Genomic DNA, 22,313 nt, shown 5'->3' on the forward strand with positions numbered 1-22,313 from the left:
GTTAAGAATATGCTTCTAATTAAAAGAATATCCATAATCGACTTTATCAAAATCATTAAGGTAGATATTGTACTTATCTCCTCGTTTGCGGTTGTGGTAGGTATTTTCGATCAATACGAATTTCTTGACAAAATTTCGGTTCCTATTGGCGTCACTGCCGTTTTTGGTACTGCGGTAGCCTTGCTGTTGGGTTTTCGAACCAATCAAGCCTATGAGCGTTGGTGGGAAGCCCGTATTATTTGGGGTGCTATTGTCAACGATTCCAGAACACTGGTCAGGCAGTGTGTTTCACTTTTTGAGAAGAACAACGAGCGCTATGTAGCTCTGGTTAGAGAAATAGCTGATCAGCAGATCATCTGGTGGGCAATCGTTAAGAAAACTACCTTTTTCTCGCAGGGTCATTAAATATACAGAATCCAATAATACTGAAGCTTTTAATATTCCAAATACTTTATTGTCACAGCATTCTGAAACTTTGTTAAGGGCAAAAGAAAAGGGTATGGTAAATGATTTTCAGCAGGTGCAAATCGATAGCACCATCGCCAGGTTATGTGATTCTATGGGCAAGTGCGAACTTATAAAAAACACGGTCTTTCCCAAAGCACACAGCCTGTTGATCCATTTGATCATTTATGTGTTTGCCACCATGCTACCGTTTGGCTTATCAGATGAGTACCTGGCAGTAGAAATAGGCCTGACTATTGGTATCCCGATCATTTTTATTGGCATCGAAAAAACCTCCATTCTCATGCAGAATCCTTTTGAGAACCGACCCCTGGATACGCCCACGACAGACCTGGCGGAAACGATAGAAATAAACATCAGACAAAAGATTGGAGAAACGGATGTTCCTGAAAAGAAAAAACCGACAGACTATTATGTTTTATAGCACAAAACAATGGACTTTCAAACTGAAATAACTCTCATACCCAGACTACTTGTTGCCCTGGTACTTGGTGTTTTGATAGGACTCGACAGGGAAATTGACGGGCATGCCGCAGGAATCCGAACGTATGCTGCCGTTTGCCTGGGTGCGGCTTTAGTCACAATTATCAACTCCCACATTGAAGTAGCAGACCAGACCCGAATTGTTGCCAATATTGTTTCAGGCATTGGCTTTCTGGGTGCCGGTATCATTTTCAAAGATGGATCCAAAAATTTTATTTCAGGCCTGACAACCGCAGCTACTATTTGGGCCACTGCTGCTGTAGGAATTGCTATTGGATATGGCATGTACCTTATCGCAAGTGTCACATCCGCCTTGCTTATTCTATTATTGATTTCACATCATTTCCCTTTTTTAAAGAAGAAAAATATCAGAAAATGAAAAAGCTACAGATAAAAATACCTCTACTGTTGCCCGAAGTACCGGATGAGAAAGATCAATGTGTCCATAAGCTGATTCAAAAGCTTCAAGACAAAGAAGGTCTGGAAAAAGTGCATGTTGCAGACCAAACAGATAATGGCGTACCTCAGCTATGCTTTCATTACGACCCCGAGTTAATCTCCATAGACCGTATCCAGTCGCTGGCAGAGCAAACAGGGGCGGAAATCACCCAAAAATTTGGACACAAACTCATAGAAGTAGAAGGCATTCGCCATTCCCGCCATGCCCGACATATTGAGCGTGACCTTCGGGGGATGCCCGGTATTATGGAAGCTTCCGTATCGGCATCCGGCATGGTGCGGATTGAGTATGATGCGACTCAGGTGGATGAAACGGATATCCTGAAAGCGCTGAGAAAAGAGGGACTTGATATACCGGATACCCAGGTAAGTGCCGAACGTTTTCTTGATAAGGTAAAAGAAGCTGAAAAAGGCGAAGAGCAAAAAGAAGAAGCTGACAAGGAACATGACCATGAGGAAGGTGAAGATCATGATCATTCGCATGGCGGTATTTTCGGTAAAAACACCGAGCTGATCTTTTCTATTATCTGTGGAGCATTGCTCGGAATTGGCTTTGGATTGTCTTATGTAGAGGCTGTGCCTTCCTGGGTGAGCCTCGTATTATACATCGGAGCATACTTCTTTGGCGGCTATTTTACAGCCAAAGAAGCGATTCAAACCGTGGCCAAAGGCGGCTTTGAAATTGACTTTCTCATGCTGGTAGCAGCCATTGGCGCAGCCATTCTGGGCGAATGGGCCGAAGGTGCCTTATTGTTATTCCTGTTCAGCATGGGCCATGCACTGGAGCATTATGCCATGAACAAAGCCCGTAAATCCATTGCTGCTTTGGCAGAGCTCGCTCCTAAAACGGCATGGCTTAAGAGAAATGGCAAAACCGAAGAAGTCGGTATTGAGGAATTGAGCATCGGTGACATCATTGTCGTAAAACCCAACAGCAAAATCTCAGCCGATGGGGTGGTTGTCAGCGGGCAAAGTAGTGTAAACCAGGCGCCTATCACCGGGGAAAGTGTGCCGGTTGATAAAGTGCCAGTGGATAACCCCGATAAAGACTGGTCGAAGGAAAAAGACATCAAAGACGAGAACCGGGCTTTTTCCGGTACCATCAATGGCAATAGCACACTTGAACTCAAAGTGATTAAAGTAGCGAAGGACTCTACACTTTCTCGCCTGGTGAAACTGGTCAATGAAGCCCAGACCCAGAAATCACCTACACAACGGCTCACCGATAAATTTGAGAAATATTTTGTGCCGTCTGTACTGGTTTTGGTGGTCATACTCAATTTTGCATTTCTGGTACTGGACGAAACCTTTAGCGAAAGCTTCTACCGATCAATGGCCGTATTGGTGGCAGCCAGCCCTTGTGCTTTGGCCATTGCCACACCGAGTGCAGTGCTAAGTGGAGTAGCCCGGGCAGCCAAAAGTGGCGTACTTATCAAAGGGGGGCGTCCCTTGGAAGATTTGGGAGTACTTACCGCCCTGGCTTTTGACAAAACCGGAACACTTACCGAAGGTAAACCCAAGCTCACCGAAGTAATTGCTTTAGGTGATGTAAACGAGGAAGAACTGTTGAAAATAGCTGTAGCTGTAGAAAACCTCAGCGACCATCCTCTGGCCAAAGCTGTGGTGCGGGATGGTAAAGAGCGATTGAATGGTGCAGACGTACCTGATGCAAAAGACCTGGAAGCTGTACTTGGTAAAGGGATAAAAGCTTCGCTGGGCAACAGCAAAGTGTATATCGGTAATATGGACTTGTTTGTATCCCTGGATGATAATAAGCCAGAGAAGGAAATAGAAGAAAAAGTAAAGTCACTGGAGTCAGATGGTAATACGACCATGCTGATCCGTCAAAATGACAAATACATTGGCATTATTGCTCTGATGGATACACCCAGAAAGGAAGCAAAAAGTACGCTCGAAGAATTAAAAAAACTTGGCATCAAACGCATGATCATGCTTACCGGGGATAACCAAAAAGTAGCCGATGCAGTGGCCAAAGAAATTGGGCTGACAGATGCGTGGGGTAGTTTGTTACCGGAAGAAAAGGTTGAAGCAATTAAAGAGCTTAAGGAAAAGGAATCCAAAGTAGCGATGGTTGGAGATGGCGTGAATGACGCCCCGGCCATGGCAAATAGCACCGTAGGTGTTGCCATGGGAGCGGCAGGCAGCGATGTAGCGCTGGAAACAGCCGATATCGCCTTGATGGCTGATAAGTTGGAAACCTTGCCTTTTGCCATAGGTTTAAGTAGAAAAGCCAAAGGCATTATCAAGCAGAACCTTTGGGTGAGCTTGGGAATAGTAGCCTTGTTGATACCGCTAACAATTTCAGGAATTGCGACCATCGGGCCCGCCGTGCTTATTCATGAAGGCTCCACCTTGGTGGTAGTCTTTAATGCGTTGAGATTATTGGCATATAAGAAATAGTCTGTAAAAGCTAAAAGGATGAAACTAAACACAAGAATACCCAAATCGCTCAAACCGTACTTTGAGGAAGAGCTGAATCTGTATAGGTTTAATAGAAATCAAAACGACCTACCCACGGCATGGTACCATCTGGAAAGGGCTCATATTTTAGGCCAGGCTTATCCCTGGCACCACAGTTATGTGCACTGGAAAATGCTGCTCTTCGGTATTTATATTAAAAATTATAAGGAAATTATTGGGCAGATTCCTCGCCTTTTGGTTGGAGGAGTAAAATCATTTGTGGGCTATATTCCGGTTGGCAATACCGGAGGGGCAAATGTACCACCTCTTAAGCCAATGGCAATTCCTGATGAAATCATGGATGTATTCAAAAAGGCGGGAGTAAAACCGCTCGCATAAATCGATGAAAAAATCAACTTTCCATATCAGCAAGATGGACTGTCCCTCAGAGGAACAGATGATCCGTATGAAGCTGGAACCTTATTATGAGGTAAAGCAACTTTCATTTGATATAGCCAATCGTAAACTGGAGGTATATCATACAGGAGAAGTGGACAAGATCCATCAGGCCATTAGCGAACTCAAACTTAACGACCGGTTGGAAAATACGGAAGATGAAGCCGAATTACCGGTGGCTGTAGACGATACCCAACAGCGCAAAATCCTGTGGTGGGTGCTGGGCATCAATTTTGGCTTCTTTGTAGTAGAGATGGCAACAGGGTTGATATCCCGCTCTATGGGTTTGATAGCCGACTCACTGGATATGCTGGCAGATTCCATCGTCTATGGCCTGAGCTTATTTGCTGTTGGTGCAGTTATGTCTCACAAGAAAAAAGTAGCCAAAATCAGTGGTTATCTTCAAATGGGGCTGGCATTATTAGGTTTTTCAGAAGTATTGCGAAGGTTTTTCAGTGAAAGCGAAACTCCCCTGTTTGAGTGGATGATCATCGTATCAGTACTGGCCCTTATCGGCAATCTGATTTCGCTCTGGCTCATCAATAAGGCTAAGAGCGATGAAGCGCACATGCAGGCAAGCGCCATCTTCACTTCCAATGACATTGTCGTAAATGGCGGAGTGATCCTGGCCGGCGTTCTGGTTTATTTTCTGGATAGTAAATGGCCTGACCTGGCGATTGGTGGCATTGTCTTCACTTTTGTAATAAGGGGAGCTGTGAGAATATTAAATTTGGCTAAATGATTGACTCTGAACCTATCATTACCATAGGAACATTTGTAAAGTCAGAAATTGAAAGTAGAGAAACCTTTAAATAGTGAATCCGTCATCTCGGATGCTGATTGTTCCAAAACCTGTTTTACCTTTCATTCATTTTGTTGAGCTCTAACGTTTCATATAGGCTATTTAAAGTATCTTTTATTGATGCATTAGTAGCCTTGGAATTGCTTGGTATGCTTTCAATCAAGGTAAAGAAGCTTTTGAAAAAGCCAAAGCTAAAAAATTGGGCTGATCCGATAATTGTTGTTATAGTCCAGTGTAAATCTTTTGATGGTCTAGTTGATCAGATGGTAACCGAATTTCACAAAAAATATGTGGCTTCTCCTAGTCAAAACAACGCTGTTGTGCAGTTATTGCCTTTTAATTTTACCATTGTCAGGTACTTTTAACTCAAAAGGGCCGTTGTTCGATCCAGCGAATGGGCAGCAATAAAGAAGCAAAACTGGTTCAATGCGTCTCGCCCGGCCGGGATAGGCTTGGATCTTTTGCTTCTTATGCAAGCGCAAATACCCATGCTAAAAATCAGTTCCCCTCAGAAATACAGATTGATCCCTAATTTGTTGGCGAAATGTTGGCGACAACAAAAAAGCACTTACAACATGTTGTCGTAAGTGCTTGATTATCAGTGGTGGGCCCACCTGGGCTCGAACCAGGGACCACCTGATTATGAGTCAGGTGCTCTAACCAACTGAGCTATAGGCCCTCTGACGGAGGTTGTTCGTTGTCGGTGAAAGGGTAGTTGAAATATTTCGATAATAATTAACGAATAACCACTAACTTCTCACCTTCCTTCTCCGAAAAGGACTGCAATATTAGATATTTGCTTTTAATAACACAAACAGGAATCCAGTGAATCTTTCAGGAATTAAGCATCTCGTATTTGATCTTGGTGGCGTCATCATCGACCTCGACACACAGGCAACTTTCAAAGCTTTTGAGAAAATTTCCGGGATACCCATGGTCGAGTGGGTAAAAGGAGTGCATGAAAGCCAGCTCTTTCTTGATTATGAACAAGGCCTACTTGGCGATGCGGAATTCCGTGACGGGCTGAGGAATCTCTGTGGAGTGGGACTAGCTGACGATGTGCTCGATAAGGCATGGAATGCTATGCTCGGCGCCATACCCATGCACAGAATCAATAAGGTCATTGAACTTGGTAAGACATACCGGACCTTTGTGCTAAGCAATACCAATGGCATTCACGAACGGGCCTTTAACCAAATTCTGCTCGATTCATCAGGCAATCCAACCCTCGACCATTTTTTCCACAAAGTGTACTTCTCACACGTGATGAAAATGCGAAAGCCGGAAACGGAAATCTACCAGACAGTGTTAGAAGAAAATAATTTAAACCCCAGGGAGGTGCTCTTTCTGGATGACAAGCCAGAGAACCTTAGAGGGGCTGAGAAGCTTAAAATACAAACGTTTCTAGTACCTTCGCCCGATAGCTGGTTAGAACTGTTTTAGTGCATGGAAGAAATAGAGGGAAGCAGCCCGGAGCGGTCACTTCAGGAGCAAATTAAAGAGCTGGAAATAGCGGAGAAAAAGAAGGAGCAGAAGCGGCTTTTTATTCATATTGGTCTTTTTATTGCTACGTTTATTTGTACCACCCTGGCCGGCGCTGAGTGGAGTAGAAACAAGTTCCTGCTTTTCAGCGAAGGATATACCTGGGCTGATTTTGTGGCTGGCATGGAGTTTTCTATACCGTTTCTGACCATTCTCACCTTTCACGAATTCGGGCATTATCTCACCGCCAAGTACTATAAAATCAAAGTTACCCTGCCTTACTACCTGCCGCTTTGGCTGGGGTTTCTGGGGTCGCCCAGCATAGGCACTATGGGCGCCTTCATCAACATCAAAGGTAAAATTAAAACCAGGCAGCAATACTTTGATATTGGTATTGCAGGGCCACTGGCAGGTTTCGTTGTAGCACTTTTTGTGCTTTGGTATGGGTTCACTCACCTGCCACCTCAAGAGGATATTTTCCAGATTCACCCTGAGTACGCCCAATATGGCCTCGACTATCCTAACCATGTCTATAGCGATTCTACTGCATCTATTGGCCTGGGCAACACCATCTTGTTCGATTTCTTTAAGGAGCATGTGACCACACAACCAGAGCTGCTGCCTCATCCTAACGAGATCATTCACTATCCATGGATACTCGCCGGCTACCTGGCGCTGTTTTTTACAGCGCTTAACCTGCTGCCCATTGGCCAACTCGACGGAGGGCACATTGTTTACGGCCTGCTTGGGCTCAAAAATTCAAGACTGGTATCAGCCGGCCTCTACATTGTTTTTATCTTCTATGCAGGGTTGGGCATAGTTACGCCTTTTATGGACTGGACTGCAATAACCACTTTTTTCATGATGCCGGTTCCTAACCTCTTCGCCATTCCGGTGTATATCTATTTTTTGAAGTGGGTCATGCAAAGCCTGACCGACAACGATATGAATCGCTGGATGGTGGCCGTAGGCATCTTTACGGCTCAGTTTGTGGTTTCATTCATTTTCCCAACAGTGGAAGGCTACAGTGGCTGGCTGCTTTACGGGATCATCCTGGGCCGGTTTATTGGCATCTATCACCCGCCAGTAGCGCAAGACGAGCCGCTTGATTTCAACCGCAAGGTGCTGGGGTGGATTGCCCTGATTATTTTTGTGATTTGCTGGAGTCCTAACCCGTTTACAACCTAGTTGAGGATAGCTTGTGGAAAGGTTTCAATAAACGCCTGAACCCCACCCTCAAGGTTCTTCACAGCCAAAAACCCATGCTTCAGTAGATACTTTGTACCCGTTCGGCCTCTGGTGCCTGCTTTGCAGTGGATCACAATCATTTTGCTTTTCCACGAGGCAATTTCCTGTAGCCTGAAAGGGAGACTGTTCAATGGGATATTGAGGCCGCCTATGTGGTATTCTTCGTACTCCCATTCTTCTCTTACGTCCAACAGCAGGAAGTCTGCTTTGGAGTCAATTAAGGTCTTCAACTCCTGGGGGAGGATTGTCATTGGTTGGGTCAGTTGGTCAGTATCAGTTTAAATGTACTTTTTCTGTTTTGAAAAATGTACTGCACAAAATAAAGACCTTTTGGTAAGTGAGTCAAATCGATTGACCACGGACGCTGGGTATCGGATAATTGCACTGGAAAAGCTTTTCCTGAAACATCCGCTATGAAAACAGCTTCTGGCTTTTCTGAGAAGTATACTATGCCCTCACTTGGGTTGGGATAAATGGCTAGCTCTTCGATGGGCTTTTCATCAAGGCCAGTCACCGACCTGAAAGGCACATTTTCGAATACCGGCCTGATCATCAGGCTTCCATCCGTTCGGTCGTTTTGCACCCAGCCGTTGCCTACGTTGAAGTAAATTCTGTTGCCAGTGTTGTTGTTCTTATCCAGCCCAATGCCCACAAAGTTGTCGGTATACTGCCGGTAGCCAATGTAGAAGGTGTCACTCACCACCACAGGTATTTCAAACTTGTAACGCACAAACTGATCAAGCTCCTCTTTGAACTCCACACTCACCCGCTGAAGTGCCAGCAGGGTGGGGTTGATATTGGTGAGCGTTTTCCAGGCAATGATGTCCAGCGGCTGGCCATCGGCAAACGGTGCTATCCTGGGGAAGTGGATGTCAATCGCTGTGAGCGTGTCTTGGGACAGAGCCACCACTTTGTACGCCAATTGCCCCCGGCTTTGGTTAATGCCAGCGGCATATTCCGCAGTGCCATCGTCCCAGGCGGTATAGTCTGAAAATGAAAGACTAATACTTGTGGTGTCGTTGTTTCTATAGTTGATGTTTTCAAAGTAGGTGGTGTCCGCTGTCAGGGGATCAACCCTGCTTATAAGGTATTTGTCTCCTGTTTTGAGAAATAAATCCATATTTAGAACGACCGAATCGTTGTCCTGCAAAAATGCTTTGATTGCATCGGTGTCGATGGGCGAACTTGTTATTGTTCGCCTTTCAAGGCCCTGGGGTATTGGATCTACTACCTGGTTTTTATCAACTGAAGAAATCAATTGCCCGGTGCTGGCTTCCACAATCTGAATATTGTACTCCACAGGTTGCAGCAAAGCATCGAGGTTGAAAAACTCAAATGAGCTTGTGCCTGATAACAGGTCGGCAGCTGACTGAAATTGGCTTGGAGGTAAGGCGTAAATGCCCTTCAATGGTGATAATGGGGCAGCAGAAAGGGCCCTGTCGAAGTAGGTGTTATTGGAAGGGCTTCGGTTCTGGTTGAGGTAAATGTAGTCGAGGTGCCAATGATCAAAAGGGCCTGTTTGCTTATTAAAGCTTTCAAACCTGAACCTGAAGCCTTCATGGTAGAATTCCGGCTGTAGAATGGGAATAAATTGCTGCGTAAAGTCTTCCCTCAGGTTTTCCTCGCCACCTTTGAGTACCCATTTTGTTACCCAAACGCTATCTCGGCTTAAAAACTGGAGGCGCAGTGAGTCTTCAGTGTTAGGGATTTCGCCCAGGCCCTTTATTTGCCAGAAGAAGCTCAGGTAAACTGTACTACGCAAATTGGCAGGAATAACCGAGAGGTCAATGGCTTTGGAGGTGAGGCTATCTGCAGGCCCGACAAAATTAGAAGTTGGGTTGTGGGGGATGCCATTGCTGTTGAGCCCGTCAAATGTGGCTACGCCAAGGGTAGGAGGGTGTAGCCCCAGCGTGGCATTTACCCATACGTCGTTGCTGCTCACCCACCACTCGCTGCTGGGCTGGCCGCTATAGTTCGAAAAATCATCCCAAAAGGGGAGCTGAATGGTGTCGTTGGCGTCAAGCGTTCTTCCTGAAGCTGAATACTTGCTACCGGTGGGGAAGGCAATTGGTTTTTGGATGAGCTGGGCAATAGCGCCGTGGCTTCCAGCTACAAATGCTGCCAGGAAGAGAATGCCTTGTAGCCATCGCCCTTTTTTTGTCATTAATTGAATCGTTCTGGCTCCGTGCCTACTATCCAGAGGTCTATGTAGTCGCCTATTTTGATCTTTTTGTCAGCCGAAGGAGATTGTTTAAAAACGGTGCCCAGCGGCATTGACTGTTCCTGGTAGGTGACTGTGCCGTCAGCACTTTTTACTTCTATCGTCGCTTTGCCATCTTCTTCGTAGTGAACGTCGCCTACCTTCAGGCCCTGTCCAATAACGGAAAATTCAGCATCTTCATATGTAAGGCCAATTAAAGTTGGGGCATTAAACACCTGGTTGCCGAGCCCGTCGCCTACAATTAGGTCAATTTTGGCTCCTTTTGGCACTGAGGCTCCTTCGCTGATAGGCTTGCCCTGATAGAGCTGCTTAAGCACCGCATTTAAGGCCATGTCTGATGCGTAGGTGATTTCTCCCAGCAGAAGGTCATAGCTTTTAAGTACTACCTGTGCATTTTTTACCGAGCCATCTACCAGCTGAGGCATCCTTACCTTGGGTGGCTCCTTGGCATTCAATGAGATATATATTTTTCTATTTTCCTTTACCTTCGAGTTAGGCAGTGGAAACTGCTTGAGCACGGCCAACGGCGGGTATTGCGACGAAAAGCCAGAATCTTTATTGATCTCAAAACGCAAATTCCGGTCAGTCAGAAACTCGTCCAGTTCATCCAAAGGAATCCCTTCCAGGTCCGGCACGGTGATGGTCTCTCCATGGTTGGTGGTGTTGGGAAGATAGACGTAAAAGAACCCGAGCAGGAACACGACGGCTATGGCTACCATCAGGGCCAGCTGGATCAGCACATCTTTCCATGAGTTGAATTGAAAAAGTGTCATTTGCTACAGTTTAGGTCAGGCTATTAATTTTTGTCGCAGCATACCGTATGTCAGAATCGCATCAATGAACTCGTAGGGTTTGTAGCCATTGATGGCCGATTGGTGGAAAATACAGGTAGCGGGTGTCATTCCAGGTAATGAATTAATTTCAATAATAATGGTTTCTACCTTGCCATCCTCATAAATACGTACAAAGGCGTCGATTCTTGCGTAACCCTCAATGTTTAAAATCTCAGCTACTTTTTCCAGGTCTTTTCTTACCTTTTCACTTACCCTCTTATTTTCTTCAGGTGTTTTACCAAACCTCGCCGGGGTGATGTTCTGCCCCTCTCCGGCCAGAAACTTCTCTTCGAGTGAAAGCACGTCGCCAGTGGCCAGGGTTTCCGAAGGCTCAAACAGCTCATATACTCTGTCGCCGTTATCGTTGATGCTGGTGAGCATGCCGCCTGTGATTTCTAAAAAGTGTGTGGCCCCGTTGCTGTCTATCAAGTCTTCAAGCAAAAAGTAGCTCTTTTGAGGAAACTCCTCATTGTCCTTCAGCTTGAGTACTTTCTGCTGAGCAGGCAAAAACTCCGGTGTGTCTCTAAACATCATTTCAGCAAAAGCGCAAAGCTCCTGCTGGTTTCTGATTTTCTTCACAGCAGAACTACACCCATCGTCAGCCGGCTTAGCAATCAGCGGATAGGTGAAGCTCTTCTCCAGCTCAGCAATTGTTTTGGCAGGATGCGCCAGGTATTCCTCCTTGTAAACAAGCGTGTGATTGGCCACTGAAATGCCATGTTTCATCAGTAGCTCATTGGTTTCATATTTGTTGATGGTAATGCGGCTGCTGTCCACGCCCGATCCGTTGTAAGGAATGCCCAGCTTCTCCAGCTCTACCTGCACGGCACCGTCTTCGCCAGGCCTGCCATGCAAGGCAATAAACACTGCATCCACCAGGCCTGATAAGTCTTCGTAATTGATTCGCTTGTACTTCAAAATAGTGCCCGGAGCATAGGTGCTGGTAATTGTGCCAGCTTCAGATTTTATTTGCCCAATTACCGGGTGCTCATTTTTGGACGCTGCCGCATGAAGCTTTTCTCTGATATCATCAGCGTTGTCTTTGAGCATAATATTAACCGGAAGCAGGTAGAGCTCATGGTTTTCTTCGTTGCCAGTGAGAAAAATCGGCACCGGGTGGTATTTTGTGGAGGAGGCTAACTTTTCAAAAATATTCCTTCCACTTTCCACGCTAATATGCCTCTCCGAAGAGAAACCGCCCATGATCACACCCACATTGATTTTTTTGACCTCTGAAACAGCCAGAAGCTGGATCTCAGTATCCAACTTTTTGAGCAGCCCTTTCATCTGGTGGATCATTTTGCCGGTTTTTATCCTGGCTGCCAGTGACGTGCGAATGATGTAAGTAAGAAACTGCGAAGGGTTAAGCCCTATTTCAGCTGCCTGGTGAAAGAAGAACGACGATGGCAGCATGCCCGACGTCGTATTGGGGTCGTTGAGGAAAATACCGCCATCCTCGGTGTAGAACCCATCTATGCGGGCGTATACCTGGCAGTGAAGAGCGGTGAAGAGCCTTTCACATTGTTTCCGAATTCGTTGAATATCACCGTCGGGTAGTTCAATTGGTGTTATTTTCCTGCTGATGCCAGGCAAATACTTGGAGCGGTAGTCGAAAAGGTCTTTGATTTTTCTGATCTCCGTAGGAGGTAATGCCATCGGCGCACCGTTGTCATTTTCAATAACGATGCACGAAAACTCCCGGCCTTTGATGAAGGCTTCCACCAGCACTGTTTCCTCAGCGTGCTGACTGGTAAGCTGTATAGTATCTTTTCTTGCGGAAGCCAGCTGGTCGAGTTTCACCCAGAGTTTTTCAGGGTGTGATATCCATTCACCTTCCATCATCACCGGAAGCCCTATGCCCTCTCTGATGTCTGTCAGTTTTATCAGCTCTTTTCTCTTTTCTTCATCGGGCAGTGCCGCCCACCAGCTCAAATCAATCTCTTCAATGAAAAAAGCCCTGTTCATGCCGTCCACAAAGTCTTCCACGGAGTCTTTGTCGATAATGGACACACCAATGGTCGACCCCTGATTGGGCGCTTTTATCACCAGTGGAAGCTTCAGCTTTGATTTCAAAGAATCGAAGACTGCTTTTTTATTCGCTTCCTTCAGCCACGAGTCTCTGTTAAGCAACTCGTAAGCGGGCGTAGGAAAGTCATTTTTTTCCAAAAGGTCTTTTTGAACAACTTTATTCACGCCAATGGCCGAAGGCAAAATACCCGAGCCGGAGTAAGGAATATTGTACCACTCCAGAAGCCCCTGGATATTGCCGTCTTCACCAAAGGGCCCGTGAAGGGCAAGGAAAGCAAAGTCGATAAGTGTCGGCAGTTCTTCGGGGCTGACTTTGCGGCCAACATGCGAGGCAGCACTCAGAGCAAGGTTATGGTCCTCGGCCGCCAGCGATTCAATATATACCTGAAAATGATGAGGGCTTGGTGGAAGCAGCGACACAGGAGGATAGAAGTCCCGAATGGTGCCTTTGTATACGTATTGCCAATTGAGCTCTATGATTTGCCCTAGGCTGTCAATGAAAAAGAGCACTGGCTCAAACAATGATTTATTGAGGTTGTCGTAGACTGTACGTCCTCCTGCAAAGGATATTTCTCTTTCCCTGGATTGCCCTCCAAAGAATATTCCTACTCTCATCTTTTAAATTTAATAATTAAAGCGGTCACTGGCGACTTGCAACAAAATTACGCAACCGAAACGATTTTCAATGCCTGATAATGACTCTTTGGGCGGTTACCTTGTCCTTCGTTATTGCTTGGATCAGGTACATGCCATTGGCTTCGTTTACTGTGGTTAGCTGATAAATTTGGTTCAAGGTGTTGGGGTATTCTTTTTCAAAGTACACCCGGCCTCTCACATCCTGCATTCGTAGCGTCACGGTTTGCCTCTCAGCCAGGCTAAAGGCCACGTTAATTACTTCTTTCGCAGGGTTAGGAAAGAGCCTGATCAAATCCTCGATAGGGAAAACAGGCGTTGGCTCACCCGACAGATAAAACTCTATGTCGTCTAAATACATATTGTTGCCATTGCCATTGGTGCCTACAATGGCCACCACCACACTGCTGTATCCGGCATAGGCTGACAAGTCGATTGTTTCTCTTTTCCAGTCTTCGGAAGTTGAGGGAGTCCAAAAATCTTCGGATTCGGTGATAGCCAGATCACTTCCCCGCTTGTCATATACGACGTCCCTGAAATTGATGCCACAGTCCACGGACACCATTACTCTTAGCCGCTCCGAACGGTTTTCCCTTTTGGCGTAGGAGAGTTTGAAGGACATTGACGCTTCATCAGCGTCGTCAAGATCCAGCACTTTCGTGGCCAACCAGAACTCATCACCAAGCACAGTCAGGTCGTAGGAAGTCATCCGGGCTACTTTGTTTCCCTGGCTGAGGCTTTCATCATTTTGAATTTGCCAGGTGCGTCCGTCGGCGTTTGTAATTCTGTGCAAAAGATTTTCTTCCACGCCCCTGTTCGAAGCAAATGTTTCTCTGAATGGGATCACGTCGGTGGCTGTTTTTATATGAAATAGCTGGGAGAAGCTGTTGTCGGAGATTCGCTGGTCGGTGTTGCCATTTGGCTGGTCGAGGGCCAATTCAAGCTTATATGTGCCATCTTCCAGGGCGTCAATCTCCAATGGCACATTGATCGTTTGGCCGGTATTAATGAAGATATTGTTAACCTGCAATTCCTTTGAGCTATTGTTAACCGTGTAGGAAAGCGAAAAGCTGGTGATGGGTTGCTTCCCAAAATTTTTAACCTCCACCGTTGGCACCGGCTGGTTGATACACGAAATGAAAGAAAGATCAGTTACTTCACTAATGCCAATATCGTAGTCGGCCAGGTTATTACTCGATATTTTTATGTCGTCAAGAAACAGGTTGTTGCCCAGTCCGTTTTGTCCGATGAAGGCGAGCTGTATTCGGTCGGCTCCTTTGAAGCTGTTGAGAGCGATAAACGCTTTTTTCCAGTCGGCTGGGCCTGAAGGAATAAACGCTTGTCCGGGTTCTATGTAAGTGGTGGCAAGGTCTTCGCTAAATCTTTGGAACACAATGTCGTCGTACTCGAAAGTGGCGCCGCAGTCGGTCGACACAGCCACCAGCAGACCGTCCGAATTATTGATACCGTCGTGCCCGTAGGCGTAGTCGAAATCGATGGTAAGAGAAGGGTATTTTGTCAAATCAATGATGGGAGACAGGAGCATTTCCCAGTCGCCAAATTGTGTCGAGTCAGCACTGAAGTAGTCAAACTGTATGGCCAGGTTGGTGGCCAAGACCTTCGGTGCCAGCGTGATGGCTGCAAAGGGCTGATCGGGGTTGTCGGCCTTCATGACCAATTGAGAACCGTTCTCTTCAAAGGTTTCCAGCATCGGCAGCGAAATTAGTCGCTGGTAGCTGGCGTCTATCGAGACCTTGTTGTTACTGACCTTGTTGTCTAGTGTCTGGTTGACACTCCCGATTTCAAATGTCGTGGTATATAAGCCGCCCTGCTCAAGCAGTACTTCGTCGAAGGTAACGGTGTAGGCAGCCAGGGGGGCGAGGTTGGTGGAGATTGTTCTTGAATCCCACTCCAGCCCGTTGATAACAACGCTGACTTCAAATTGCGTGATGATGCTGGTGCCATAGTTTCTCACCACTATTTCAGGCATAAACTTGGCGGAGCAGATACCGCCTGCCGGGCTAACGATTGTTTTTATACCCAAATCATTATCCACAAGCGTTGGCGCCACCAGTGCTGCCGATCCAATGAGGCTCCTCCTTCTGGGACTAAACTCCAGCACGGTTCTCATCCTCTCTTTTTGATCCTTTGTGAAAATATTCATGCACTTGTCGGGGCTGTAGTCCATGTAGTTCTCAATCATGTCGGTAGACCCACAGCTCGCCTTTGACAACTCGCAGCTGCCTGACGAACTGGCTCTGTCTGCCGCTGGAGTATCGGAACAGTAATCGTCTGATCCACAGCCGCCGTCGCCCCAAATATGTCGCAGCCCAAGGTAGTGCCCTATTTCGTGGGTAGCTGTTCGTCCGGTAGAAAACTCCTTTGCATTGAAGCCCTGGCCAAAGTACTCATAGTCAATGGTGACGCCGTCAGGCAGAAATTTATTAGCAATGTTGGGTTTAAGGCCGATCAGGTCTGATACCGGGAATTGCGCAAACCCCAACAAGCCCGATTTAAGGTTGGTTACCCATATATTGAGGTATTTGTCGGGCGGCCAATAGCTAACCTTCTGAAGCAGGTCTTCTTCTCCAATGGCGTAGGAGTCTTTGCCGGCACGAGCCCTTACAATGCCGCTGGTGGGCATGCCCTCAGGGTCTCTTTTGGCTAACGCAAATTCTATAAGTGCGTCAGCTGCCACAGGCTTAAATATCTCTCGGGTGTCGGTTGTGTCTGAATTTAATCTCCGGAAGTCCTGGTTGAGTAACTCAATTTGAGACAATACCTGCTCCAGCGGAATGTTCGATCCTTCTCCATACGCCTCGCCCTGATGCAATACATGTATCACCACAGGTATGGTGTAAATGGCTTCAGCAGTTCTGCTACTACTCAACCGAAGCTGACGCTCAGTTTTTTTGGTTTGAACCCACGATTCAAACTCTTTGACAGATTCACCAATAATCGGCCTGTATTTTTCTTCGAGTTGTACGGTGCCACACTTTTCCTGTGAAAAGGCCTGGTGGCTAGAGCATAAAAAAATGCAAACAGCAAAGTCTAAAAAAAAGTATAACCTCCTGCTCATTGAGTATGTTAAAAAACGTGGATGAGAGGTAACGAGGTAATGCTATGAAAATTATTTCATCAAACGACAGCCACATTCACGGCCTCCACTTTACTTATTTCCGGAACAGCTCTTTTAATCGCCTCTTCTACGCCAGCTTTCAGTGTCATGGCCGACATCGGGCACGACCCGCAGTTGCCAAGCAACTCAAGCTTTGCCACATGCCCTTCATCAATGCTTAGCAGCTTAACATTTCCACCATCAGCCTCCAGATAAGGTCTGATTGAATCAAGCGCACTTTCTATGCGCTCCATCAACGCTATATATTCAGGTGTGTCAGCAATCATTTCTTAAACATTAACTTCAACTACTTTCGTTTTTTCTTTGGCGGCATTTCTCATTGCCACCTGCTGAGCCACGGCTTGTGCAATGCCATTGAACGCATCAGCCGTTATCCCATCTTTCATTACCGCAGGGTAGCCACTGTCGCCAGACTCTCTGATCGACTGCACCAGCGGTACCTCACCAAGGAAAGGAGCATTGTTTTTCTCAGCGAAAAGCTTGCCTCCATTCTGGCCGAACAGGTAGTATTTATTGTTCGGAAGTTCCTCAGGAGTAAAGTACGACATATTTTCAATGATTCCCAGCACGGGCACATTGATCTGAGGCTGCTTAAACATAGAGTATGCCTTTTGAGCATCAGCCAGGGCAACTTTTTGAGGGGTAGTCACCACCACCGCACCAGTAACAGGCACTGTTTGCACAAGTGTCAGGTGTATGTCGCTGGTTCCCGGAGGAAGGTCAATTAAAAGGTAGTCGAGCTCTCCCCATTCCGTGTCGCCAATAAACTGCTTGAGCGCTGAGCTGGCCATGGGTCCCCGCCACACCACAGCGTTGTCGGGAGGGGTAAGAAAACCTATCGATATCAGCTTTACGCCATACTGTTCTATCGGTACAATTACATTCTTTCCATTTTTCTCGATGATGCCGGGCTGCTCATGTTCGCAGTTGAACATAGTAGGGATGCTGGGCCCGAAAATGTCCGCATCAATAATACCTACGCTGGCACCGCTTCTTGCAAGTGCTACGGCCAGATTGGATGTAACAGTGGATTTACCTACTCCACCTTTTCCCGAAGAAATAGCAATGATGTTTTTTACACCAGGTAACAGGGGCGCATTGTTTCTGATCGAAGTAACATTGGAGGTCATCAAAATAGAAAGCTCCACAGCCTCTCCGAAATCAGCATAAATCACGTCCTCACACTGACTCCTGATGAGCTCCTTCAAAGGACACGCCGGCGTGGTAAGCTCCACGGCAAAACTGATCCTGGCGTCACCTACTTCCAGGTTTTTGATCATTCCAAGGGTCACCAGATCTTTCTTCAAATCTGGGTCGTCCACCTTGCTCAACGACTTTAATACTTGTTCTTTACTGATTTGGGACATGTAGAAAATGGCTGTTCTGATGCAAAACTGTTGCAAATTAATGCTTATACCAGCATGTAACAATGAGAAGAACGATAAAGTTGGGATAGCTCAAAGTTTATTGAGCGCATTGGGCTTTCAGAGGCCTTTCAATTAGCCTGAGATGATTTCAAATCAAATTTCTGAAGGGCCACCAGAAAAAAGCTCATGCCGGCAAGCATAATAAGATGAGCGAAATCGTCCCTGTTGAACCATGGGTGGATATTGATATCGAACCCGTGAACAAAAGCAGCCGAGCTAAGAACAAGGATGCCGATAGGAAAATAGACCAGTTCTTTATACTTCCGGCTCAGGAGGTAGCCACCCAGACCCACAATGAGGGTAAGGCCAATAATTGAGTTGTTCTTTGTCCACGAAAAGTCAAATGAGACGAAGGCCATGCCCGCCAGCATGATGATCATTTTCAAAAGGGAAAACAGCCGTAGTCTCTTTTTCCAAACCTTTTTTTCGGCGGGGATAAAGGCGTAAATGCCTCTTTCGGCAAAGTAGACTGACAAGATGCCGGTTGTCCAGGGAAGTATTTTTCCGGTGAGCCCCCAGTAGTAGAAAAGCCCGTGGCCAAGTCCGCCGAAAAATCCTGAAATGCCAAGGATGAGGAAGAACAAACTCCAGTTTTTGTATGGGGGAGAGGTGTTTTTACGCAGCTTAAAATACGCCACCACACCAAAAATGGTAATCAGCCAGTTCCAAACAATCGCCATCGGCTCCATAATGATCAGGCCGCCCCATTCTACAGTAATCTTCTCCATCCGGGCAAAAGTAGTATCTTTTTCAAAATAGGTTTTCACCCTCTTTGATAAACGGAGCAATGCCTTTCACCCGAAAGTATCGCCAGACACGGATTGATCATCAACTTTGGGCCTGACGGCTTTACCGGAGTCGGATTTACTTCGTAACTTCGAACCCCCATGCGCATCAGCGACCACATCATATCAGAAATACAATCCCGGATGGACATCCAGGAGGTGGTGTCCGACTATGTTTCGCTGAAGAAAAAGGGCCAAAACTTTTGGGCCTGCTGCCCCTTTCATGATGAGAAGTCGCCCAGCTTTTCTGTAGCTCCCAATAAGGGCATTTATAAGTGCTTTGGGTGTGGGAAAGGCGGCGACGCCATTTCTTTTATCATGGATATTGAGGGCCTCGGATATGTGGAGGCACTCAAGCACCTGGCCAACAAATATGGCATTGAGGTAGAAGAAGAGGAGGCCACACCCGACCAGATCAAGGAATTCAATGAAAAAGAAAGCCTGCTGATCTTACTCGACCACGCCAGGGGATATTACAAGCAGCTTTTGTGGGAGGACGATGAAGGGCAGGCCATTGGCTTAAGCTATTTTAAAGAAAGAGGTTTCTCGGACGAAACCATCAAGGCCTTTGACCTGGGCTATAGCCACGACAAGTGGGACGGCTTCATGAAGTATGCCTCCAAGAATGGCTTCACTGAGGAAATGATGGAAAAGGCGGGCTTGGTTCTAGCCAAAGAAGATGGTAAAAAATATGACCGCTTCCGGGGTAGGGTCATGTTTCCAATTCATAATCCGTCGGGTAAAGTCATCGGTTTTGGTGCCAGGATACTGAAAAAGGCGGATAATCAACCCAAGTACATTAACTCCCCCGAGTCGCCTGTTTACTATAAAAGCAATGTCCTTTTTGGGATGTTCCAGGCCAAGCAGGCCATTCGGAATGAGGACAATTGCTACCTGGTGGAGGGCTACACCGACGTTATTTCGATGCACCAGGCTGGTGTTAAGAATGTAGTGGCCTCGTCGGGCACCTCTTTGACCCGTGAGCATATCAAACTGATGAGTCGCTTTACCCAGAATGTCACCACGCTTTTTGACGGTGATGTGGCGGGCATCAAGGCGAGTATGCGAGGCATTGATATGCTGCTTGAAGAAGGGCTCAATGTGAGAGCGGTCGTTTTCCCGGAGGGAGAAGACCCCGACAGCTACTCTCAACAGCTGGGTGCTTCTGCGTTCAAGGCTTTCCTCGAAAAGAACAGCGAAGATTTTATTGCTTTTAAAACCCATCTGTACCTTAAGGATGCCGGCAGCGACCCCATAAAAAAGGCGGGCACCATCAGGGAAATTGTGGGTAGCATTGCGAAGATACCTGATGCCATTAAGCGGCTTGTTTTTGCCAGGGAGTGCAGCCAGCTAATGGACATGGATGAGGCTGTGATCGTTGCTGAGATGAACAAAATGCTTATCGAGCAGGGCCAGCAGCAGCAAAAGGAGAGGGAACGGCAGCAAACCAGGCAGCGGCTGGATCTCGACAACTCCGGTTCAGCAACTGAGAGTTCACCTGATGCGGCTATTTCAACGCTCGAAAAGCCGGAGGTTGATCCAAAAATGATACAGGAAAGGGAAAGCCTGAGGCTTCTGCTCAACTATGGTCAATTCGTGATAAAAGGAACCGAGGAAGTAGATCAGTTGCTCGCCGATTACTTTCTGCATGAGACAGACGAGGTGCATTTCAGTCACCCTGTGTATGCGCAAATCCTCGATATGTTTAAGAACAAGCTGGTGGATGGAGACGTGATAGATGCGGACTATGTGTTGAAGCATGGCACCGAACCAATGAAGAAAGAAGTGATCGATTTGATTACTGAGCGGCATGAGGTGAGCCATCATTGGACTGAGAAGTTCGACATCAAAGTAAACAGTGAAAGAAACGACCTGAAAGGTGCCACCTATGCCAATATTGTCAGGCTTAAGCTTCGGACAGTCAGGGCAGTGATCAAAGAGAATCTAGACAAATTGAAAACTGCAGAAACTGAGGCCGAGCAGGTGGAGATAATGGAGCACCATGAGGCGCTCAAGAAGGTGGAAATGGGTTTAGCTGGAATCCTTGGTGTTGTCACCGTCGGTTAAGGCCCTGAGGAGGTTCTTATTTGTCAGTATGCATAATTAAATGAACCTTTGCGGAATACTTTTGATTTTAAGAGTGTTAAAAAAAAAGTAGACACCCCCAGGGAGGGTGCAATTAGCACAATGCAAGAAGAAATACAACTCGACAAAATTGAAGACGCCATTGAGGCGATAAAAAAGGGCGAAATCATCATCGTAGTTGACGATGAGGATAGAGAAAACGAAGGCGATTTTATATGTGCTGCGGAAACTGTCACTCCTGAAATTATCAATTTTATGGCTACGCATGGCAGAGGGTTGATTTGTGTGCCCTTAGTGGAGGAGCGATGCGAAGAGCTGGGGCTGGAGCTGATGGTTGGCAAAAATACGGCCCTTCATGAAACTCCTTTTACTGTTTCTGTCGATCTGAGAGGGAGAGGAGTAACAACTGGCATTTCGGCCAAAGACAGGTCGGTGACTATTCAGGCCCTGGTTGACCCCAATGCATCGCCAGAAGAATTTGGCAAACCCGGTCATATTTTCCCGCTTAAGGCTAAGAAAGGCGGCGTTCTGCGCCGTTCAGGTCACACAGAAGCTGCTATTGACTTTGCCAGGTTAGCGGGGCTTTACCCTGCCGGCGTGTTGGTTGAAATCATGAATGAGGATGGCTCAATGGCCCGCCTTCCGGACCTGAAAAAAGTGGCGGAAAGGTTCAACCTCAAACTTGTTTCTATTAAAGACCTGATCACTTACCGCCTTGATAAAGAGTCTCTGATCGAAAAACTGGTAGATGTGAAAATGCCTACAGAATATGGCAGCTTTCAGCTTCATGCGTATAAGCAGAAAAATACCGGCGAGCAGCATTTAGCACTCGTGAAAGGAACCTGGGAGCCAGGCGAGCCGGTCCTGGTAAGGGTACACTCTTCCTGCGTGACGGGCGATATATTCGGCTCTCACAGGTGTGATTGTGGTGAGCAGCTTCATAATGCCATGACAATGGTGGAGAAGGAGGGTAAAGGCGTTGTATTGTATATGAATCAGGAAGGTCGTGGGATAGGGCTGGAGGCGAAACTGAGGGCCTACAAGCTTCAGGAGGAAGGAATGGATACCGTAGAAGCTAACCTTCACCTGGGATATAAAATGGATGAAAGAGATTATGGCGTTGGTGCGCAGATACTGCGAGATCTTGGTATCAGCAAACTACGGTTGATCACGAATAACCCCAAGAAAAGAGCGGGTTTGCTGGGATATGGCCTGGAAATTGTAGACAACCTGGCAATAGAGGTGGCTCCTAATGAGTTTAATGAGAAGTACCTCACAACCAAACGGGACAAAATGGGTCATATGATTTTGAAAGAGAAATAGTGGGTCTTTTGCCTGGGAAATGT

At 46.6% G+C, this 22,313-nt stretch carries 18 protein-coding genes and 1 tRNA gene; 10 read left to right on the forward strand and 9 right to left on the reverse strand.

Annotated elements, in window-relative coordinates:
- Window positions 1-9 precede the first annotated feature (9 nt).
- The 6 genes from RT717_RS01445 to RT717_RS01470 all read left to right on the forward strand — a co-directional run bounded on the left by RT717_RS01445 (window position 10) and on the right by RT717_RS01470 (window position 5,026).
- A complete protein-coding gene (locus tag RT717_RS01445) occupies window positions 10-405 on the forward strand; it encodes a bestrophin family protein (RefSeq protein WP_317489971.1) in 396 nt (131 codons plus the stop codon).
- Between the two features lie 70 nt (window positions 406-475).
- Window positions 476-889: a bestrophin family protein gene (locus RT717_RS01450; protein WP_317489972.1), complete on the forward strand. Its 414-nt coding sequence runs from the start codon at window positions 476-478 to the stop codon at window positions 887-889.
- A 9-nt stretch (window positions 890-898) separates the two neighbouring features.
- Window positions 899-1,327, forward strand: a complete 429-nt coding sequence (locus tag RT717_RS01455) for an MgtC/SapB family protein (protein ID WP_317489973.1) — start codon at window positions 899-901, stop codon at window positions 1,325-1,327.
- Window positions 1,324-3,828, forward strand: a complete 2,505-nt coding sequence (locus RT717_RS01460) for a heavy metal translocating P-type ATPase (RefSeq protein ID WP_317489974.1) — start codon at window positions 1,324-1,326, stop codon at window positions 3,826-3,828. Before RT717_RS01455 ends, RT717_RS01460 begins: the two co-directional genes overlap by 4 nt.
- 18 nt (window positions 3,829-3,846) lie before the next feature.
- Window positions 3,847-4,227, forward strand: a complete 381-nt coding sequence (locus RT717_RS01465) for a DUF3703 domain-containing protein (RefSeq protein WP_317489975.1) — start codon at window positions 3,847-3,849, stop codon at window positions 4,225-4,227.
- 4 nt (window positions 4,228-4,231) lie between these two features.
- A complete protein-coding gene (locus tag RT717_RS01470) occupies window positions 4,232-5,026 on the forward strand; it encodes a cation transporter (RefSeq protein ID WP_317489976.1) in 795 nt (264 codons plus the stop codon).
- A 662-nt stretch (window positions 5,027-5,688) separates the two neighbouring features.
- Here RT717_RS01470 and RT717_RS01475 read toward each other — a convergent pair.
- Window positions 5,689-5,765: transfer RNA gene (locus RT717_RS01475), tRNA-Ile, on the reverse strand.
- A gap of 146 nt (window positions 5,766-5,911) precedes the next feature.
- Between RT717_RS01475 and RT717_RS01480 the strand changes: the two genes are divergently transcribed.
- The gene (locus RT717_RS01480) at window positions 5,912-6,529 is read left to right on the forward strand and encodes an HAD family hydrolase (protein ID WP_317489977.1); all 618 of its coding nucleotides are present in this window, start codon (window positions 5,912-5,914) and stop codon (window positions 6,527-6,529) included.
- A 3-nt stretch (window positions 6,530-6,532) separates the two neighbouring features.
- Window positions 6,533-7,756, forward strand: a complete 1,224-nt coding sequence (locus tag RT717_RS01485) for a site-2 protease family protein (RefSeq protein WP_317489978.1) — start codon at window positions 6,533-6,535, stop codon at window positions 7,754-7,756.
- Here RT717_RS01485 and RT717_RS01490 read toward each other — a convergent pair.
- From RT717_RS01490 to RT717_RS01525, 8 genes are all read right to left on the reverse strand, one after another.
- A complete protein-coding gene (locus RT717_RS01490) occupies window positions 7,753-8,067 on the reverse strand; it encodes a rhodanese-like domain-containing protein (RefSeq protein WP_317489979.1) in 315 nt (104 codons plus the stop codon). The two genes, RT717_RS01485 and RT717_RS01490, sit on opposite strands and share 4 nt — an antisense overlap.
- Before the next feature lie 8 nt (window positions 8,068-8,075).
- Window positions 8,076-9,980, reverse strand: a complete 1,905-nt coding sequence (locus RT717_RS01495) for a T9SS type A sorting domain-containing protein (protein WP_317489980.1) — start codon at window positions 9,978-9,980, stop codon at window positions 8,076-8,078.
- Complete coding sequence (locus tag RT717_RS01500) at window positions 9,980-10,810, reverse strand: PASTA domain-containing protein (RefSeq protein WP_317489981.1); 831 nt, start codon at window positions 10,808-10,810, stop codon at window positions 9,980-9,982. The genes RT717_RS01495 and RT717_RS01500 overlap by 1 nt, the downstream gene beginning before the upstream one ends.
- Window positions 10,811-10,825: 15 nt before the next feature.
- Window positions 10,826-13,513 (reverse strand): D-alanine--D-alanine ligase family protein, encoded by a 2,688-nt coding sequence (locus RT717_RS01505; RefSeq protein ID WP_317489982.1) that lies wholly within the window; start codon window positions 13,511-13,513, stop codon window positions 10,826-10,828.
- A 67-nt stretch (window positions 13,514-13,580) separates the two neighbouring features.
- A complete protein-coding gene (locus RT717_RS01510) occupies window positions 13,581-16,610 on the reverse strand; it encodes a M43 family zinc metalloprotease (RefSeq protein WP_317489983.1) in 3,030 nt (1,009 codons plus the stop codon).
- A 59-nt stretch (window positions 16,611-16,669) separates the two neighbouring features.
- On the reverse strand, window positions 16,670-16,936 hold the full coding sequence (locus tag RT717_RS01515) for a NifU family protein (protein ID WP_317489984.1): 267 nt from the start codon (window positions 16,934-16,936) through the stop codon (window positions 16,670-16,672).
- A 3-nt stretch (window positions 16,937-16,939) separates the two neighbouring features.
- Window positions 16,940-18,037: an Mrp/NBP35 family ATP-binding protein gene (locus tag RT717_RS01520; protein ID WP_317489985.1), complete on the reverse strand. Its 1,098-nt coding sequence runs from the start codon at window positions 18,035-18,037 to the stop codon at window positions 16,940-16,942.
- Window positions 18,038-18,165: 128 nt separating this feature from the next.
- Window positions 18,166-18,825: a DUF6962 family protein gene (locus tag RT717_RS01525; protein ID WP_317489986.1), complete on the reverse strand. Its 660-nt coding sequence runs from the start codon at window positions 18,823-18,825 to the stop codon at window positions 18,166-18,168.
- 159 nt (window positions 18,826-18,984) lie between these two features.
- Here RT717_RS01525 and dnaG point away from each other — a divergent pair, with 159 nt between their 5' ends.
- The gene (gene dnaG, locus RT717_RS01530; RefSeq protein ID WP_317489987.1) at window positions 18,985-20,949 is read left to right on the forward strand and encodes a DNA primase; all 1,965 of its coding nucleotides are present in this window, start codon (window positions 18,985-18,987) and stop codon (window positions 20,947-20,949) included.
- A gap of 120 nt (window positions 20,950-21,069) precedes the next feature.
- Window positions 21,070-22,290 carry a bifunctional 3,4-dihydroxy-2-butanone-4-phosphate synthase/GTP cyclohydrolase II gene (locus tag RT717_RS01535; protein ID WP_317489988.1) on the forward strand — a complete coding sequence of 407 codons (1,221 nt, stop codon included), beginning with the start codon at window positions 21,070-21,072 and terminating at the stop codon, window positions 22,288-22,290.
- Window positions 22,291-22,313: the final 23 nt, after the last annotated feature.

The organism is Imperialibacter roseus, assembly GCF_032999765.1.
GTDB lineage: Bacteria > Bacteroidota > Bacteroidia > Cytophagales > Cyclobacteriaceae > Imperialibacter > Imperialibacter roseus.